Genomic DNA, 17,972 nt, shown 5'->3' with positions numbered 1-17,972 from the left:
TTCGTTAACTTGCCAAATCGAGGCATTTACCTTATTTTTACGGCTCACTAAAAATCGAAAAACCATTGGCAAAAGAGAAGAAACAAACGCCTTTAATGCAACAATATAATACGATCAAGGCGAAGTATCCTGGGGCTTTATTGTTGTTTAGGGTGGGAGATTTTTACGAAACATTTGGCGAGGACGCTATCAAAGCTGCTGGTATTTTGGGGATTGTTCTCACGAAACGTGGAAATGGATCTGAATCAGAAACAGCGCTTGCGGGTTTTCCGCATCACTCGTTGGAAACCTATTTGCCTAAACTTGTTCGTGCAGGCCAACGTGTGGCTATATGTGATCAGTTGGAAGATCCAAAACAGACGAAGACAATTGTTAAGCGGGGGGTAACTGAGTTGGTTACGCCAGGTGTATCTTACAATGATAATATCGTTCAGCAAAAGGCGAATAACTACTTGGCTTCAGTTTTTTGCGATAAAAGTCAATATGGAATTTCTTTTTTAGATATATCTACCGGTGAATTTTTGGTGGCTCAAGGGAGTGCTAATTATATCGATAAACTTTTGCAGGGGTTCAAACCTACAGAGATTATTCTGCCGAAGAAACAATATAAAGATTTCGTTGAACAGTTCGGGAATGCCTACTATACATACACATTGGATGAGTGGCCTTACAGTGGAGATTACGCAATAGAAACCTTACTGAAGCATTTTGAAGTGAAGTCGACGAAAGGGTTCGGGATCGAACGTATGCCTTTCGGGATTATCGCTGCAGGGGTAGCGCTTCATTACCTTAACGAAACAGAACATCGGAATTTACAACATATTTCTCAGATTGCTCGAATAGAAGAAGATCGGTTTATGTGGTTAGATCGTTTCACAATTCGTAACCTTGAGCTTATTGGTTCTGCGAACGAAAATGCGATTACGTTATCTGATGTATTGGATCAAACTGCTTCTCCTATGGGTGCGAGGTTGTTAAAACGTTGGATGGTGATGCCGCTAAAGGATTTGAAATCTATTCATGAGCGTTTGAACGTTGTGGATTACTTTTTCAATAATCGGGATCTACGTGATAGTCTGATAAAGGAAATTAAACAGGTTGGGGATTTGGAACGGCTTATTTCGAAAATAGGCTTGCAGAAAGCAAATCCTCGTGAAATTATACAACTGAAAAGATCGTTATACGCAGTTGAAAAGTTGAAGGAATTAACGGATCTTGAAGCATCTGAGGCGTTGCGTGTTATTTCTGAACAGTTAAATGTATGTCAGATTATTCGCGACAAGATGGAGAAAATGTTGCAAGCGGAACCTCCGGTCGCGCTTAATAAAGGAAATGTAATCGCCGATGGTGTTGATGAAGATCTGGATAAATTGCGTAAAGTAGCCTTCGGAGGGAAAGATTATTTGTTGGAAATCCAGCGTCGTGAGGCGGAAGCTACAGGTATTCCTTCCTTAAAAATTGCCTTCAATAATGTTTTTGGTTATTATTTAGAGGTTACCAATACACATCGAGATAAAGTGCCGGATTCTTGGATCAGAAAGCAGACTCTCGTTAATGCCGAACGGTATATCACAGAAGAATTAAAAGAGTACGAAGAACAAATATTAGGTGCGGAGGAAAAAATACAGGCCATCGAGAATCGTATTTATGCCGAACTATTGGTTGATATCGCTGCTTATATTAAGCCTATACAATTAAATGCACAACTGATTGCGAAATTGGATGTGTTATTGAATTTTGCATTGATTGCAGAGAAAAACTATTACGTAAAACCTGTTTTGTCGGACAGTAAGATTCTTGATATCAAAGGTGGGCGACATCCTGTGATTGAAAGAAACTTACCTATTGGAGAAGATTACATTACGAATGATACCTTTCTTGATCCCGAAATTCAACAAATTATTATAATCACTGGACCTAATATGGCGGGTAAGTCAGCTTTGCTTCGTCAGACTGGGCTTATTGTATTGATGGCACAAATGGGATCTTTTGTGCCAGCGAAAGAGGCATCAATAGGTCTTGTCGATAAAATATTCACAAGGGTAGGAGCGTCCGATAATCTTTCTTCCGGAGAATCTACTTTTATGGTAGAGATGAACGAAACGGCAAGTATCATGAATAACCTGTCAGACAGATCGTTGATTTTGCTGGATGAAATCGGTCGTGGAACGAGTACGTATGATGGAATTTCTATTGCTTGGGCTATAGCAGAATTCTTGCATAATCATCCTAGTGCAAAGGCAAAAACATTATTTGCGACACATTATCATGAGTTGAATGAACTGACGAATTCGATGTTGAGGATTAAGAACTTCAATGTAACGGTGAAGGAACTGAATAATAAAGTTATCTTTTTACGTAAACTCGTGCCTGGTGGATCAGAACATAGTTTCGGTATTCATGTCGCAAAATTAGCAGGTATGCCTCCGAAATTGATTGGTAGGGCAAGTGAAATTTTGAAACGCTTAGAACAAGAACGAACAGGTGGAGAACAAATAAAGGATAGTATGCGTAAAATTCAAAAACAGGCTTACCAATTGCAGATGTTTGCTATAGATGATCCTATTTTGGAAAAGATTAGGGACATGCTTAACAATCTAGATGTCAATACGCTCACTCCTGTAGAAGCCTTGATGAAATTAGACGAGATACAACGTTTACTGAAAAATTAGAGAGAAGCTCGGACAGATCCGTTTATCCGCTAATATTTCTAGAGGTTCTGTTGAAAGTCCTTCTTGCTTAAAAACGGAAGAATAATTGCAAACTTGCATAATTGGGTTGTATAGATGTGATCAGATTGTCATCCCAATTATAGGGGATATAGTGGTAGGCTGCCTCTAGACCAATATAGTTTTTCTTTGCTAAGTGACGCATGACGGATATTCCTAGTGTTGTGCGCATCGTATTTACATTATGGTACTTCACTGTACTAGTTGATCCGTTATTATAATCGTCATAGTAATATCCATCATCATAGTAACTTGTTACTTCGGATAAACCTGTGCTGGTAGATTCCCAGTAGAGTCCTACTTTTGGGTAGATTAAAAATTTGTCGTTATCGAAAGCTTTTGCTCCTATGTTTCCCCCTAAGCTGAATGAAATGGATGAATTAACATGTTCCACTTCATCGTAAAGTAAATAATCGAACGATCTGTCGTTTGAGTTGACACGTACTTTTGCCCCTACCTCAAAAAGAAAGAGTGAGGAGAGTTTTGAAGAAACATAAAAACCGAATGTAGGGTTTGTTTTGAAAAGGGGATCAGAACCAGTTATCGGAAATTCAGCCCCCGCGTATAGTGAGAAACCTGTTCGATCTTTGTATCCGTGGTGCTGTCTCTCTTTTGGAGAGGTAGCTGGCTGTTGAGCTGGTGTTTCTTCAAAGGTTTGATAAAACTCGTCAAGATGATCTGCAAATAAAAGGGCAATTTCTCGCTCTTGTTCAGTAAGTACAAATGAAGTCGAGTTTAGCAAGGCTTCTGCTTTTAGCTTAACAAGAGAATCAATAGGGTGGTTTAGAGGAATAAAATTGAAATCGGCTTTGTTGTTTTGATATATACGTTTATACTCTTTTTCTGCCGAATAATCCCAACGCATGACTAGAATTTCTTGGTAATTTTTTGCTAGATAATCTGCAATAAGTGCCCCACTGGTTTTTTTTTCAATTAATGTTCGAAGTATGCGCAATCGTTGTGTGAATTCATTTTCTCCGCAGGTGCTTTGTATAGTGTTAAGCACGGATTCCAGATTCTCGTAGTTGTTTTTTTCAACTATAGGAGTTAATTTTTCTAAAGCGATCTTTGTAATCTGTTCACAGTCTTGCCATTTTTCTTCAGGCGTTTCGGCTTTTAAGAAAAATGGAGTTAATGACAATTGAAGAAGGAGTACGAAAGTGAAAAATCTAGCCATGATGTGATAATCTTCGACAAAGTAACAAAATTAATTTGCTTTATAAAGTTAAGAATCTCTAAATGATTGAATTTAAATATAACTTTGTGTATGGGTAAAGTCTTTCGTTTTAAAGAATTCGAAGTTGATCAGGGGAATTGTGCGATGAAGATTAATACAGATGGTGTCATTCTTGGAGGATTAGCCGATGGAAGTCAGGTAAAACGTATCCTTGATATTGGAACTGGTACAGGGGTTATAGCAATGATGCTCGCTCAGAGATATCCAAGTGCATATATTGATGCGGTTGAAATTGATAGAGATGCGAGCGAGCAGGCTAGGGTTAATTTTCGGAATTCGATATTTGATGCGCGATTAACGTCAATTTATGGAAGCTTTGAAGATATGTTACCAGTAGAAAGGTATGACTTGATTGTTTCCAATCCACCTTTTTATACCAACTCGCTTCGGAATCCTGATCCAAGAAAAGGGATTGCTAAACATGCCGATTACGTTTTCTTTGAAAGGTTACTTGATTTTGTGGAGGAGCACCTTTCTCCGCATGGTCAATTTCAACTTATAGTGCCACTTGCTCTTGCAGAGGAAATTGTTGACAGGTTGCTTCCGGTACGTACTCTTTTCTTACATCGGGATTTAGCTATCTCTTCTTTTCCTGAAGAATTACCGATAAGAAAATTATTGACAATTGGAAGATCTCATACGGATATCGAACTGGATACTATGGCAATTTATAAGGAACGCAATGTTTATTCCGATCGATACAAAGATATCTTGCGGCCATATTTTTTAGCTTTTTAATGGCAGAATGTTGTTTCAGTATCGAATCGTAATAGTATGCAAAGTTTATCTATGCCGTTGATATCCTATTTTTATAACTAATTTATATACTGTATGAAAAAAATCGGTCTTTTATCAGATACCCATGGTTATTTGGATGATGCGGTGTTTCGTTATTTTGAGTCTTGCGATGAGGTTTGGCATGCTGGCGATTTCGGAACCGTTGAGATTATTGATACCTTAAAAGCTTTTAAGCCGTTTAGAGGAGTATGGGGTAATATAGATGGTAAGGATGTTCGGTTGGTATGCCAGGAACACGAGCGTTTTCTATGTGAGGAGGTGGATGTTTGGATGACACATATTGGAGGATATCCTGGTCGATATGCCAATGAGGTAAAACCAGAAATTAGCAGAAATCCACCGAAATTGTTTATTTGTGGCCATTCTCATATCTTGAAAGTACAGTTTGATCCGAAGCTCAATCTACTTCATCTTAATCCTGGTGCAGCGGGAAAACAAGGCTGGCATAAAGTGCGGACATTAATGCGTTTTGATATTCAGGATGATCGAATAGAAAATCTAGAAGTAATTGAGTTGGGGGGACGCTAATTAAAGACTATCTCTAACTTCAAGAAGAAATTTTTTCAACCGCTCCAATGAGTCAACTACACGTTGGTTCTCTTTTACTTCGTTTTTGTTGGAGCGTAGGAAATCTCTTGCTCCTTGTAATGTGTAACCTTTATCTTTAACTAAGTTAAAGATGATTTTTAGATTGGAAATATCTTCTTGGGTGAATAGACGATTGCCTTTTTTATTTTTTTTAGGTTGTAAGATGTCAAACTCGCGCTCATAAAAACGTATTTGTGAAGCGTTTACTCCAAACATGGTTGTAACTTCACCCATCGTATAGTATAACTTGTTTATTTCGCGTTCTTTGTAAGGCATATTTTATTTTCTACTTTAACAAATATACGACGTCAGATTGATTTTCAAAATTTTTCCGTCTTAGAATATTTTACAAACATTGGTGAAAGCATGAAAGGTATTATTGTTGTCAGTAAGTTTTGGACAGCTTTCTTCTCGGGGAAAAATGCGGTAGCTGTCACTATTTTCCCCTTTATTTTTGTGATTGACGAACGCTTGAGTAAGGATGAAAAATTAATTAATCATGAGAATATACATATTAGACAGGCTATTGAATTAGGAGTGATTCTTTTTTATGTTTGGTATCTGTTTGAATTTCTAATTCATTTTTTACGATGTTGGGATTTCAAGCGTGCTTACCTGCAGATTTCTTTTGAGAAAGAAGCTTATCGTCATCAAGAGGATTTATTTTACTTGGATCATCGAAAGTATGCTGCTTTTCTGAACTATATTTGAAGTTCTTTCAAATAGATAAGCCGTCAATTTTCTAAAATGGACGGCTTATTTACTTTATAAAAAATACTATGATTATGCGTATACGAGTCGTAAATAAGTAGCAACTTTTGTTTTTAAGTTCCTTCTATCGACTATAAAATCAAGGAAGCCATGTTCTAGTACGAATTCGGATGTTTGGAATCCTTTTGGTAAATCTTTCTTGATTGTTTCTTTAATAACGCGTGGTCCAGCAAAACCAATAAGTGCGCCTGGTTCAGCAATATTGATGTCTCCTAGCATCGCGTAGGACGCTGTAACACCTCCTGTTGTAGGGTCTGTTAGAAGGCATACATAAGGAATTTGTGCTTTAGCCAATAAAGCTAATTTTGCTGACGTTTTTGCCATTTGCATCAAAGAGAAAGCTGCTTCCATCATTCGGGCACCACCTGATTTGGAAATGAGCATAAAGGGAATCTTATGTTCAAGACAATAATCTATAGATCTGGCAATTTTTTCTCCAACAACTGAGCCCATCGAACCACCAATGAAATTGAAGTCCATGCACGCAATGACAACATCTTGTCCCTCTATTTTACCATGTCCGCAACGGATTGCATCCTTTAATCCTGTTTTTGCTTGGCTATCAGCTAAACGAACAGGATAAGGTTTAGTGTCGGAAAAATGTAGAGGGTCTCCAGAGCTCAGGTTTTCAAATAATTCAGTGAAGTTATTGTCATCAAAAAGGATAGAAAAGTATGCCGACGACCCAATACGGATATGATAATCGCAATATTGACATACATATTTGTTTTCGATCTGCTCGCTATTCAATAAAGGCTTCTTACAGTTCGGGCATTTATTCCACATGCCATCAGGTGCTTCCTTTTTATTTTCGGTAGCAGTACTGATACCTGCTTTGTTTCTTTTAAACCAACTCATAAAGTTTTCGCTAATTCGGACTACAAATAAACGAAAAATATCCTAAAAATGGATTAATCGTTTTTTTATTGAAAGTGATTGTGTTTAATACGTCAAAAGTTCTCTTGTCTTTTTAAGGCATTTCGCCGACGGATGAAAACTTTTTTAGCTGAGTCATTTGTCGAGTTATTGTTCTGGCTTTCTCTCTTTTAGTGTAGAAGATGCGCTTTAATACTTGCAATTTTAATTTAGTTTTAGTTCCAGGTCTATAAATTGCTTGGGCATATTTTTGTGAAAAGATGGAATACCAAAGAAGAAAGGGGTTCAAGTGGTGGGGAATATGTTATTTCAGAAGATTCTCTTCGAAGTAAACTTCCGTCTCGTTTAAGCTTATGGGATAAGGTAATCCCGAGCGGACGTTCCAATTATACTTGCTTTTGCTGTACAAAAAAAACAAATATCGGACATTTTATTCCTCCTCAACAACTGTTGTTCATGATCCATCCGATACTTGTTGCTAGGGTTTATTTAGAAGAGAGAAGGCATAAAAAAAGCGCTTCTTAACGCGCTTCTAGATTTTTAAAAAAGGGGCAAGCTACTCCTATCGCACCGCTCAACCAATTACCCTTGCTTTGTTCCCAACCTGGGGGAGTCAATGGGAGCTGGTCGTAGGAGACTTGCCCGCGACAAAAGTAGTAAAAAAATAGGGTTCTGAAAACTTTTTTTATTTACTGTGTATAGGGGCTTGATTGTCAGTAATAAAAATTACATTTTCTCTTCTCCGTATTCGCCTTTCCATGCAAAATAGCCAAAAGTGGCTAAACCGATACTTATTATAGGAGTTAAAATAAAAAGAATAATAATTCCGAAGACTAAATCCTCCTGATTTCCCGTTGTTAACTTGGGAAGTCCAAATTGAAAAATACAGAAGTAGGCGGTTAATATAGCCAAAACTATCCAGACGAGGCCTAAAAATTTCTTTAAATTTTCCATTATGAATTTTGTATATTTTTTGTTGCCATTGATTTTGTTATGTATAACGTTCCGATAAGGAAACATACCGCGGAGATGATTATAGGATACCACAATCCTGCCAGATAGTACTGAGGGTCGCCATTGCTGTGTGCATTACTCGCTAAATAAGTAGAAACAGCAGGAAGTAAGCCTCCAAAAATCCCGTTTCCTACATGGTAAGGAAGAGACATTGACGTATATCTTATCTTTACAGGGAAAATTTCGACTAAGAATGCCGCAATTGGCCCGTATGCCAATGTAATATAAATGATCTGAATAAAGATGAGTAAGACAAGTTTAATATAATTACTTCCAGAAAGATGTATGGAAGTCTTTGTATGCTGTTCCTGAGCATTTGACAAGCTCTCTTTATTCTTATCAAGTGTTTTGCTCGTTGTTTGTTTGACTAGTGTTCCATCGGTATATGTTTTACGATGTGTGGTGATCTCTTTTTTTTCTCCTTCTATATTGGTTACCTCTGTTTCATTATGTCGAAGTTCTTTGTTTTCTATTTTTGTTTCAATGTTACTCAGCTGATACATTTGTTCGTATATGGGACGATAGGTTGTTACAGCCAATAACATGCCTGCTAACATGATCCATTTTCGCCCTAGTTTATCGCTTAGTTTACCACAGATGACAAAAAAGGGAGTGCCTAATAGCAAAGCAATACCTAAAATCAAGTCCGCTTGATCGGTGTCGATAAACATGACTGTTTTCATAAAGCTCATAGCATAAAATTGACCTGTATACCATACTACACCTTGTCCCATAGCGGCACCAAATAGTGCTAGTAAAACAAATTTGAGGTTGTATCTATTTCCAAAGCTTTCTTTAAGAGGGTTTTTTGCTGTTTTTCCTTCGGATTTTGCTTTTGCAAATTCGGGCGACTCATCCATATTCTTGCGTATGAGATAGGATACATAAACCATAAGAATGGATAGGACGAAAGGGACACGCCAACCCCAGGTGTCAAATTGTTGCTCTGTAAGAAGTAGTCGTGTAAGAAGGATAACTACTAAGGAGATGAAGAGGCCGAAAGTGGCCGTCGTTTGTATCCACGAGGTCCAGTATCCGCGTTGTCCTTCAGGGCTGTGCTCAGCGACGTAAGTAGCTGCTCCCCCATATTCACCTCCTAGTGCTAATCCTTGCAACAGGCGAAGAATAAGTACAATCAAAGGTGCCAAGAAGCCTATGCTTTCGTAGCTCGGTGTACAGCCAATGAGAAAGGTTGCTCCTCCCATAAGCATAAGAGTCACCATAAACGTATATTTCCGACCGATTAAGTCTCCAAGTCTTCCGAAGAACAGTGCTCCAAATGGGCGAACGACGAACCCCGCAGCGAAAGTCGCGAGTGTAGAGAGAAATGCGGCAGTAGGATTGTCGGCAGGAAAAAATTTAGTAGATAAGACTATCGATAGACTCCCAAAAATGAAAAAGTCATACCATTCAATGAGTGTGCCTAGCGATGATGCGCCAATCACTTTCCATAAGTTTTTCTTTTCGTTTTGCATGTATTTATTTAAGGTTATAATTTTATAGAATCTTGTAGCATTTGCCGGGTAGAGAAAGTATGATATTGTTCATTTCCATCTCTAAAAGAATCATAGCTAATTTACTTGTCGGCCAATCTAAGTCGTTTACAAGAGCATCGATTGGGGCATGATCCTTGTCTTTTAGGTAGTTGTATACTGTTTGTTGATCTTTACTCAAGGCCATAGAAAGTAAAGAAAGCTGTGTGTCTTGTTTTTTACTTTGAAGGGTTGAGTTCCAATCCATAAGATAGCGTAAATCGTCGACATGACGAATAAGATGGGCGCGATTGGTCTTGATGAGATAGTTACATCCTGCAGAATATTCTTGATCGATAGCTCCGGGAAAAGCACAAACATCTCTATTATAACTATTGGCGATTTCTGCTGTAATCAATGCACCTCCTTTTTGAGCGGCTTCAATTACAATAGTGACATCCGCTAAACCAGCAATAATCCGGTTTCTTGCCGGAAAGTTTGAACGATCGGGGTTAGTTCCAGATGGAAACTCGGTAAGAAGTCCACCTTCATCTAGCATGCGGGAGGCAAGTTCCCGGTGGGCAGCAGGATATATGCGGTCTAGACCATGACCTAAGACGCCAATTGTAGGGATGTGGTGTCGTACCGCTAAACGATGAGCATTGACATCGATGCCGTAGGCGAGTCCACTAATGATTTGAACATCAAGATTTTGAAGTCCTTCGACTAATTCTTCGCATATACGTTTTCCGTAACTTGTCGCATTTCGGGTGCCTACGATGCTAACGCATCGCTTGGGATTCAAAGCTGCATGCCCTTTATAATATAGAACTAACGGAGCATCCTCACATTGCTTTAGTCGTTTTGGATATTGTGGGTCATCTGTCCATAATACATCAATATGATGTTTTTCTATAAATTGAAGCTCTTTTTCTGCTTCATCAATATGGTTTTTGGATAAAATAGAGGCTACGGTGGTCTGACCGATATTCGGAATATGTAACAATTCTTTTTTGTCGGCCGCAAAAATAGCATCCACAGAACCACAGTGGTCTAGAAGCAAGCGTGCGGTCTTAGGACCTACACCTCTGATCTTGGTAAGTGCAATTTGTTGTAACTTGTTCATAACTGGATTCTTAAAAATAAGAAATTTGTTTAAAAATTCTAACTTTGATCGAAAATAAAAATATGGAATTACAAGGGCCACAAGAACCGTTTGATATTGAGTGGGGAGATGTCGTTTATTCGGTGTTCCCCGAAGAAAAGGATGTTTATATCGTTTTTAAAAATGGAGAGGAGTATCTTAAGATTATAAAGGATACGGATTCCTCTTGGTTGAAATTGAATCCTGAGACAGAATTGCCGCTTTTCGGGATGGATGAAGAAGTGAATTTTATAGGTCAGAAGATACTTGAAGAACAAGGTTCATCATCTTAAAAATATTCTCCTTGAGGAGAGGCAGTACTTTAGTCCGTAAAGATTGTTTAAGAAGAAACAGCGGATGCAAAAAATGAAGGAGGGCTGATAGACACATGGACAATTTTATCGAAGATTGTCCATGTGTCTTGTTCCGTTAAATATTTATTTTGGAAATGTGTCGAAGATTAGAACGTGTTACGGGTTTTTTACCGCTGAAGCCACTACATCGGCACGTAAACGACATATTTTGTATCGAAAAAATCTTCGGTGAAATAACTGGATAAAGGGTGAAGTTCCGCTTTAAGTTTTGATTCTTTTATCTCTTCCTTTAGTTCTCCTCCTTTAAGATAGAGAATGCCATTAGGAATGCCATTTTTGTCTTTTTTCTCAAATTTATTTCTGATCCAAGGCGCGAATTCGCCTAGACGTGTTACTGCACGAGAAATAACAAAGTCATATTTATAGTCGAGTTGCTCTGCTCTGATATGATCAGCTTCTACATTCTCGAGACCGATAGCTTGGGCGACTTCGCGTACTACCTTGATTTTCTTCCCTATGGAATCTACTAAATGAAATTTAACCAGTGGAAATAGTATGGCAAGTGGAATGCCCGGGAAACCTCCTCCGGTTCCTACATCTAGTATTCTCGTGCCCGGTGTGAAATCAGTTATAAATTTTGCGATACCTAAGGAATGCAATACGTGGTGTAGATAGAGGCTATCCATGTCTTTTCGAGAAATAACATTGATTTGGTTATTCCAAAAAGGGTACACTTCTGCTAGTTGTGCGAATTGTTGTTTCTGTTTTTCCGTCAAGCGAGGAAAATAGTTATAGATAATGTCGACAGTTGGATTCATGGTGTGTTAAATTTCTTACTTCCAAGAAAGTTTTGATTTACGACGGTTAAATAAACCGTTAATGCAAATATAGAAGTAATAAAAAAAGTCTAATAGGGGGAGCCAAAAAAGAAGATCCGATACCGCTAGCTTTCGATAGATACGACTAAAAATAATATATTGACTGATTAGACGTAGCATGTAAAAAGATACTGGAATAAACCAATAAGAAGGGTAGCTGATAAGGCAGGTGATCAATGCTGTATAAAAAAGTACTGCAGATACCAATTGGGTGGCTAGCATACGCTTGTGTTTTGTCTGATAAAGGACGGAGGCTCCAGCATGACGCGCTTTTTGTGTATAATAACTTTTCCATGTTTTTTTTGGAACAGAGTATACATGAGCATCTGGATGAATGGCTATATTTACATTCGAGGCCGTCGCATTATGATTAACAAAAAGATCGTCGTCACCAGACTTGATGTGCATATGTTTGTTAAATCCCTTTCCTTTAAAAAATAATGTTTTGGTATAGGCCAAATTTCGACCTACGCCCATATAAGCATTAGTCTTTAAAGCATAGGACAGGTAACTCATCGCGGTATGTGTGGTTTCAAACCTTATTAATTTGTTGAGGAAACCTTTCTCTTTAAAGTATGGAGAATATCCTAACACAATTTCTTTTCCGGAGGTAAAAGCGCCTACGATTTCGGAAAGCCAATTCGGACTTTGGGGTTGACAGTCTGCATCTGTAAATACAAGATGTTCATATTTTGCAGCTTTAATTCCCATGGTTACCGCGTATTTTTTTGTGTTCTTTAATCTGATGTAGTCTTTTATTTCTACGATTTTAAAGTGATTCGGGTACTTTTGGGCAAATTCATGAAGAATCCAAGGGGTATCATCATCCGAGCAGTCGTTGACAAGAATGACTTCAAACTGAGGATAATTCTGATCCATAATATAGGGAAGAAATGCGCGTAAATTGTCTTGCTCGTTATGGGCGCAAATAATGATACTAACAGGCGGTTGGTCGACTTCTTTCTGGAATGTCTCCACTTTATAAGTATTCAGTTTACCGTAAGAAAAATAGATATAATAAAGCTGTAAGAGCACTAATATGCCTAATATCCCGAAGAGAATAAAAGGCAAATAAGGTATAAGTAATTCGAGTTGTTGCATACAAAGCCTCAAAGATAAGGTGTTCTGTGAAGATATTTGGGAGAATAGTTAAGTTTTATTAACTTTTTGTCCCGTACTCGTTTACTCACGAATTTTATCCTATTTTTGCAGTTGATTTTATCAAGGGTTAGAGAGGAAAAATAACGATATGAAATTTACGCTTCAGGCAGAGGATAAGGAATCGAAGGCAAGAGCTGGGGTGTTGGAAACAGCACATGGCGCTATTCAAACACCTATTTTTATGCCAGTAGGTACCGCAGGAACTGTGAAGGCTGTACATCAACATGAACTTGTTCAGGATATCCAAGCACAGATTATCTTGGGAAATACTTATCATTTATATCTTCGTCCTGGATTGGATGTGTTGCACAAAGCTGGGGGGCTACACAAATTCAATCATTGGGATGGCCCTATACTTACCGATTCGGGGGGCTATCAGGTTTATTCGCTTACGGAAGTACGTAAAATACGAGAAGAAGGGGTGACGTTCCGTTCACACATTGACGGATCTAAACATCTTTTTACACCAGAGAATGTGATGGATACGCAGCGTGTGATTGGGGCTGATATTATTATGGCTTTTGATGAATGTACACCGTATCCTTGCGAATATAGTTATGCCCGTAAGTCGCTGGATATGACACATCGTTGGTTGAAACGTTGTGTCGACCGTTTCGATAGCACAGATTCTTTGTATGGATATGAACAAACGCTTTTTCCTATCGTTCAGGGCTCTGTATATAAAGATCTTCGTGAGAAATCAGCTGAAGTAATCGCTTCATTTAACCGTGATGGGAATGCAATTGGAGGACTTTCTGTAGGAGAACCCGCTGAAGAAATGTATGCCATGACGGAAGTGGTTACCAACATATTGCCGAAAGATAAACCTCGTTATCTAATGGGCGTGGGTACACCGGTAAATATCTTGGAGAATATCGCATTGGGAATTGATATGTTTGATTGTGTGATGCCCACACGTAATGCACGCAACGGTATGTTGTTTACACAGAACGGTATCATCAATATCAAAAATGAAAAATGGAAAGATGATTTTTCACCAATTGAGGCTGAGAGTGATTTGTTAGTGGATCAAGTACATACGAAGGCATACCTTCGACATCTGATTCGTTCACAAGAAATTTTAGGTGCACAAATTGCGTCTCTTCATAATCTTCATTTTTATTTATGGTTGGTGAAACAAGCCCGCGAGAAGATCGTTGAGGGAACTTTCTATGCATGGAAAGAGAAAATGGTTAAAGTGCTAGGCCAGAGGTTGTAATTCGGGTTTTCGAATTTTTAGTGTTATCCATGCAAGGTGAATGAATTATAATTTTTAGTAGATGAATATTATAGATCGCTATATCATTAAGAAATACTTGAGTACTTTCGTTTTTACGGTGGGTATTTTCATTGTAGTGATTGTCGTATTCGATGTTTCTGAGAAATTGGACGACTTCTTAAAAAATAAGGCGCCTATGTCAAAGGTGTTCTTAGAGTATTATGCATTAGGAAGTATCCCTTTTTTCTTGAATATGTTAACGCCGCTGATTAATTTTATCGCCGTTATTTTCTTTACTTCGAAGATGGCGGATCAAACTGAAGTTGTTCCAATCTTGAGCGGAGGGATGAGCTTTAATCGTTTTTTACGGCCTTATATGATTGCTGCGGGTATAATTTTCTTATTTACGTTTGCTTCTAATATCTGGATTATCCCGTATACGAATAAAATTAAAGTGAGTTTTGAAAATGTATATGTAAAGCCACAGAAAGTTAGCACGACTACACCATCCACTCATATGCAAATCGATTCTAATACCTATGTATACATAGGTAATTTTGATACAAAGAGAAATATAGGATTTGATTTTTCACTTGAGAAGTTTGACGGCGATCAGCTCATAGAGAAATTAATTTCACAACGTATTACTTGGGATTCTGTTGCAACGAAATGGAAGATTGAAGATTATACGGTTAGGAAAATTGATGGATTGAAAGAGACGATGGATAAAGGTGTTAGTCGTGATACTACGTTAGATATGTTGCCGCGGGATTTCGAGGTTTATGACAATGTATTTACGGCCATGGATACGCGAGAGCTAAATGACCGGATCAGCAAGGAAGAAACGCGAGGGACAGGTATGATGACGGATTTATTGCTTGAAAAATATAAACGTTATATCAGCCCTTTTTCAGCATTTATTTTGACGTTGATGGGGGTGTCTCTTTCATCTAAGAAAGTACGTGGTGGAATTGGATTGAGTTTAGGGATAGGTATTGCCTTGAGTTTTACTTACCTAGTGCTGGTTCAGTTTTCTACAATGTTTTCTTTAAAAGGGGGGCTTCCGCCACTTATTGCGATTTTAATACCAAACGTGTTATTTTTGACGCTGGGGTTTTGGCTAAAGCATAAAGCTCCAAAATAAAAGCTATGTTATTTGTTTTTTCTGCGCCTCTTCGTTAGGTGTATTTTAGGATCGTCTAATGATCTTAAATATCATATGTTATTTTGTAATGACTCGATTTATTGTTAATAAAAATGTCCTTATTCTGCATTTAACGGTGTTGATATGGGGATTTACAGGTGTATTAGGAGGTTTAATCTCAATTTCCGCATTACATTTGGTGTGGTACCGTGTGCTCATCGCAGCGTTGTCTTTATTTATCTATTTTATTTTTGCGGGCAAATCTGTTCACGTTACTCGTGATCGGTTAATACAATTTTTACTTGTCGGAGGAGTCGTAGGTTTACATTGGGTTTTGTTTTTCCACGCGATTAAAATTTCAACGGTATCCGTTACTCTGGTTACTCTGTCTTCTGTTACCTTATTTACTTCAATTCTGGAGCCGTTGATCAATAAAAAGCGAATTTCGAAGGCGGATGTGACAATAGGAGTGGTGATCGTTTTCGGCATTTACCTTATTTTTAAATTTGAGTTTCAATATGTGTGGGGCATTCTTTGCGGGCTAGCTTGTGCAGTCTGCGCAAGTGTATTTTCTATATTAAACGCTCGGATGGTGAAACATACAAGTCCTACGATTATCACCTTTTATGAGATGCTAGGCGCTTTTTTCTGGGTGTCGGTTATGATGTTATTTACAGGAGATTTTAGCCAGGAGATGTGGTTGCATGGAGAAGATTGGGCCTATTTGCTGCTTTTGGGCATAATTTGTACTGCAGTAGCCTATGTGCTTGGAGTGGCAGTAATGAAGGAACTAAGTGCATTTACTGTTGCGTTGACAACCAATATGGAACCTGTATATGGCATCTTGTTAGCTATTTTAATCTTTGGTCATAAAGAAACGATGAGTTTGGGTTTTTATATAGGGGCTTTTATTGTTCTGGGAGCTGTTTTTCTTTATCCTTATTTGAAGACAAAATTCGCGAAGTCAAAGGTAGACTTAACACAGAAGGAGATATAGTGCCTGCCGTGAGCCTCCCGAAGAAATATTGATTCCCCAACTTGTAGACGTCGTATGATAGGAGTTTTCGATAGAATAGAAAACTTGTTTAGAAGAGTATATAAAATGAAAAAAACCGGACCTAGTCCGGTTTTTCACTTTGTACTAAAGTATATGAAATTAAGCGTATGAGACAGCTTTATCTTTGCGCTCTAGTTCTGAATATCCCATGAGGTATTCGTCTACTTTTCTAGCGCATTCGCGACCTTCGGAAATAGCCCAGACAACTAATGATTGTCCTCGTCGCATATCTCCAGCAACAAATACTTTGTCTACTGAAGATTTGTAGTCACCCTCTAAGGCGTCAACATTTCCTCTTTCATTTATTTTTACCCCTAATTGTTGTAACAGACCTTCGTGCTGTGGGTGTAAGAATCCCATAGCAAGTGTTACTAACTCACAAGGCAATTCCCTTTCGGATCCTTCAACCTCTTTGAATTTTGTAGGTCGACCGAAAGAATCAGTCTCCCATTCCAAATCAACAACAAGTGCTGCGCGTAAGTTGCCATTATCATCACCTAAAAATGATTTTGTACTGACGCTCCAAAAACGTTGACAACCTTCCTCATGTGAAGTGGTAGTCTTTAGAAGCATAGGATATGTAGGCCAAGGCATAGCAACGGTACGCTCTTTTGGTGGTTGTGGCATCAGTTCAAACTGTGTTACACTTTTAGCTCCATGACGGTTAGATGTTCCCACACAATCTGAACCTGTATCACCACCTCCAATGACCAAGACATTTTTATCAGCGGCGTGTATCTCCTCTACATCGATAGGAGAGGAGCCAACCCGTTTGTTTTGTTGTTTTAAGAATTCCATGGCATAATGAACTCCTTTTAGTTCACGGCCAGGTATTGGAAGGTTCCTCGGAATTGTAGAGCCTCCAGCTAATACAATTGCGTCATATGCCTGAAGTTCACTCGCAGGAACATTGACTCCAACTTCAGCGTTTGTGTGGAATACAATACCAGATTGTTTCATAACTTCTACCCGACGGTCGATGACGTCTTTGTCAAGTTTGAAGTCGGGAATACCATAACGTAACAAGCCTCCAGGTTTGTCGTCACGTTCGTATACGACTACATCATGGCCAGCTTTATTTAATTGGGCTGCTGCGGCTAGGCCTGCAGGGCCTGACCCTACGACAGCAATACGTTTTCCTGTTTTGATGTATGTTTTGTTCGGTTGAACATAGTTACGTTTGAAGGCAATTTCGATAATATGTTTTTCTATTTCCTCAATTGCTACAGGCGATTTATTTATTCCAAGTACGCAGGCAGCTTCGCACGGTGCTGGGCATATTCTTCCGGTAAATTCCGGGAAATTGTTTGTAGAAACTAAGATATTATAAGCCTCTTCCCAGCGTCCATCATAAACGGCATCGTTGAATTCTGGAATAACATTTCCTAGTGGACATCCCGAATGGCAAAACGGAATTCCGCAATTCATACATCGAGCTGCTTGATTATTCAGCTGATCATCTGAATAGCTGTGTGCAAACTCTTGATAATTTTGTTTTCTGCTTTCTACAGATTCTTTCTGAGGAAGCGCTCTTTCAAATTCTAAAAATCCTGTTGGTTTTCCCATGACT

17 protein-coding genes and 1 other RNA gene are annotated in these 17,972 nt (G+C 38.5%); 8 read left to right on the top strand and 10 right to left on the bottom strand.

From position 1 onward, the window contains the following. The first annotated feature begins 65 nt into the window (after positions 1 to 65). On the top strand, positions 66 to 2,672 hold the full coding sequence (gene mutS / locus ACSZOX_RS15300) for a DNA mismatch repair protein MutS (RefSeq protein WP_437920936.1): 2,607 nt from the start codon (positions 66 to 68) through the stop codon (positions 2,670 to 2,672). A 67-nt stretch (positions 2,673 to 2,739) separates the two neighbouring features. On the opposite strand, the gene ACSZOX_RS15295 is transcribed toward mutS, so the two are convergent. Further along, complete coding sequence (locus tag ACSZOX_RS15295; protein WP_437920935.1) at positions 2,740 to 3,906, bottom strand: hypothetical protein; 1,167 nt, start codon at positions 3,904 to 3,906, stop codon at positions 2,740 to 2,742. A gap of 90 nt (positions 3,907 to 3,996) precedes the next feature. On the opposite strand from ACSZOX_RS15295, the gene ACSZOX_RS15290 reads away from it, so the two are divergent. Beyond that, positions 3,997 to 4,704, top strand: coding sequence for a tRNA1(Val) (adenine(37)-N6)-methyltransferase (locus ACSZOX_RS15290; RefSeq protein WP_437920933.1), 708 nt, complete (start codon positions 3,997 to 3,999; stop codon positions 4,702 to 4,704). A gap of 93 nt (positions 4,705 to 4,797) precedes the next feature. After that, the gene (locus ACSZOX_RS15285; protein WP_437920932.1) at positions 4,798 to 5,292 is read left to right on the top strand and encodes a metallophosphoesterase family protein; all 495 of its coding nucleotides are present in this window, start codon (positions 4,798 to 4,800) and stop codon (positions 5,290 to 5,292) included. Here the strand turns inward: ACSZOX_RS15285 and ACSZOX_RS15280 are convergent, their stop codons facing one another. Beyond that, positions 5,293 to 5,628 (bottom strand): MerR family transcriptional regulator, encoded by a 336-nt coding sequence (locus ACSZOX_RS15280; RefSeq protein ID WP_437920931.1) that lies wholly within the window; start codon positions 5,626 to 5,628, stop codon positions 5,293 to 5,295. It lies immediately after the preceding gene. Between the two features lie 90 nt (positions 5,629 to 5,718). On the opposite strand from ACSZOX_RS15280, the gene ACSZOX_RS15275 reads away from it, so the two are divergent. Further along, positions 5,719 to 6,063, top strand: a complete 345-nt coding sequence (locus ACSZOX_RS15275; RefSeq protein WP_437920930.1) for a hypothetical protein — start codon at positions 5,719 to 5,721, stop codon at positions 6,061 to 6,063. A gap of 72 nt (positions 6,064 to 6,135) precedes the next feature. On the opposite strand, the gene accD is transcribed toward ACSZOX_RS15275, so the two are convergent. The 5 genes from accD to dprA all read right to left on the bottom strand — a co-directional run bounded on the left by accD (position 6,136) and on the right by dprA (position 10,611). Beyond that, positions 6,136 to 6,981 carry an acetyl-CoA carboxylase, carboxyltransferase subunit beta gene (gene accD / locus ACSZOX_RS15270; protein WP_437920929.1) on the bottom strand — a complete coding sequence of 282 codons (846 nt, stop codon included), beginning with the start codon at positions 6,979 to 6,981 and terminating at the stop codon, positions 6,136 to 6,138. Between the two features lie 564 nt (positions 6,982 to 7,545). Beyond that, positions 7,546 to 7,643, bottom strand: an RNA gene (ffs, locus tag ACSZOX_RS15265) — signal recognition particle sRNA small type. Between the two features lie 82 nt (positions 7,644 to 7,725). Then, complete coding sequence (locus tag ACSZOX_RS15260; protein WP_437920928.1) at positions 7,726 to 7,953, bottom strand: DUF6814 family protein; 228 nt, start codon at positions 7,951 to 7,953, stop codon at positions 7,726 to 7,728. After that, entirely contained in the window at positions 7,953 to 9,488 is a 1,536-nt protein-coding gene (locus tag ACSZOX_RS15255; protein WP_437920927.1) for an MFS transporter, read from the bottom strand. The genes ACSZOX_RS15260 and ACSZOX_RS15255 overlap by 1 nt, the downstream gene beginning before the upstream one ends. A 22-nt stretch (positions 9,489 to 9,510) precedes the next feature. Continuing rightward, entirely contained in the window at positions 9,511 to 10,611 is a 1,101-nt protein-coding gene (dprA, locus tag ACSZOX_RS15250) for a DNA-processing protein DprA (RefSeq protein WP_437920926.1), read from the bottom strand. A 62-nt stretch (positions 10,612 to 10,673) separates the two neighbouring features. Between dprA and ACSZOX_RS15245 the strand changes: the two genes are divergently transcribed. Next, on the top strand, positions 10,674 to 10,922 hold the full coding sequence (locus tag ACSZOX_RS15245) for a hypothetical protein (RefSeq protein ID WP_437920925.1): 249 nt from the start codon (positions 10,674 to 10,676) through the stop codon (positions 10,920 to 10,922). Between the two features lie 203 nt (positions 10,923 to 11,125). Here the strand turns inward: ACSZOX_RS15245 and rsmG are convergent, their stop codons facing one another. Further along, positions 11,126 to 11,761: a 16S rRNA (guanine(527)-N(7))-methyltransferase RsmG gene (gene rsmG, locus ACSZOX_RS15240; protein ID WP_437920924.1), complete on the bottom strand. Its 636-nt coding sequence runs from the start codon at positions 11,759 to 11,761 to the stop codon at positions 11,126 to 11,128. 15 nt (positions 11,762 to 11,776) lie between these two features. Further along, positions 11,777 to 12,922 (bottom strand): glycosyltransferase, encoded by a 1,146-nt coding sequence (locus ACSZOX_RS15235; protein WP_437920923.1) that lies wholly within the window; start codon positions 12,920 to 12,922, stop codon positions 11,777 to 11,779. A 148-nt stretch (positions 12,923 to 13,070) separates the two neighbouring features. Here ACSZOX_RS15235 and tgt point away from each other — a divergent pair, with 148 nt between their 5' ends. From tgt to ACSZOX_RS15220, 3 genes are all read left to right on the top strand, one after another. Further along, complete coding sequence (gene tgt, locus ACSZOX_RS15230; RefSeq protein ID WP_437920922.1) at positions 13,071 to 14,201, top strand: tRNA guanosine(34) transglycosylase Tgt; 1,131 nt, start codon at positions 13,071 to 13,073, stop codon at positions 14,199 to 14,201. A 61-nt stretch (positions 14,202 to 14,262) separates the two neighbouring features. After that, on the top strand, positions 14,263 to 15,345 hold the full coding sequence (locus ACSZOX_RS15225; RefSeq protein WP_437920921.1) for an LptF/LptG family permease: 1,083 nt from the start codon (positions 14,263 to 14,265) through the stop codon (positions 15,343 to 15,345). 88 nt (positions 15,346 to 15,433) lie between these two features. Further along, on the top strand, positions 15,434 to 16,342 hold the full coding sequence (locus tag ACSZOX_RS15220) for a DMT family transporter (RefSeq protein WP_437920920.1): 909 nt from the start codon (positions 15,434 to 15,436) through the stop codon (positions 16,340 to 16,342). Positions 16,343 to 16,501: 159 nt separating this feature from the next. Here the strand turns inward: ACSZOX_RS15220 and ACSZOX_RS15215 are convergent, their stop codons facing one another. After that, complete coding sequence (locus ACSZOX_RS15215; protein WP_437920919.1) at positions 16,502 to 17,968, bottom strand: glutamate synthase subunit beta; 1,467 nt, start codon at positions 17,966 to 17,968, stop codon at positions 16,502 to 16,504. Positions 17,969 to 17,972: the final 4 nt, after the last annotated feature.

Source organism: Sphingobacterium sp. LRF_L2 (genome assembly GCF_965644235.1).
GTDB lineage: Bacteria > Bacteroidota > Bacteroidia > Sphingobacteriales > Sphingobacteriaceae > Sphingobacterium.
The sequence above is the reverse complement of the archived record's forward strand: the minus strand, read 5'-3'. Positions and strand labels throughout refer to the sequence as shown.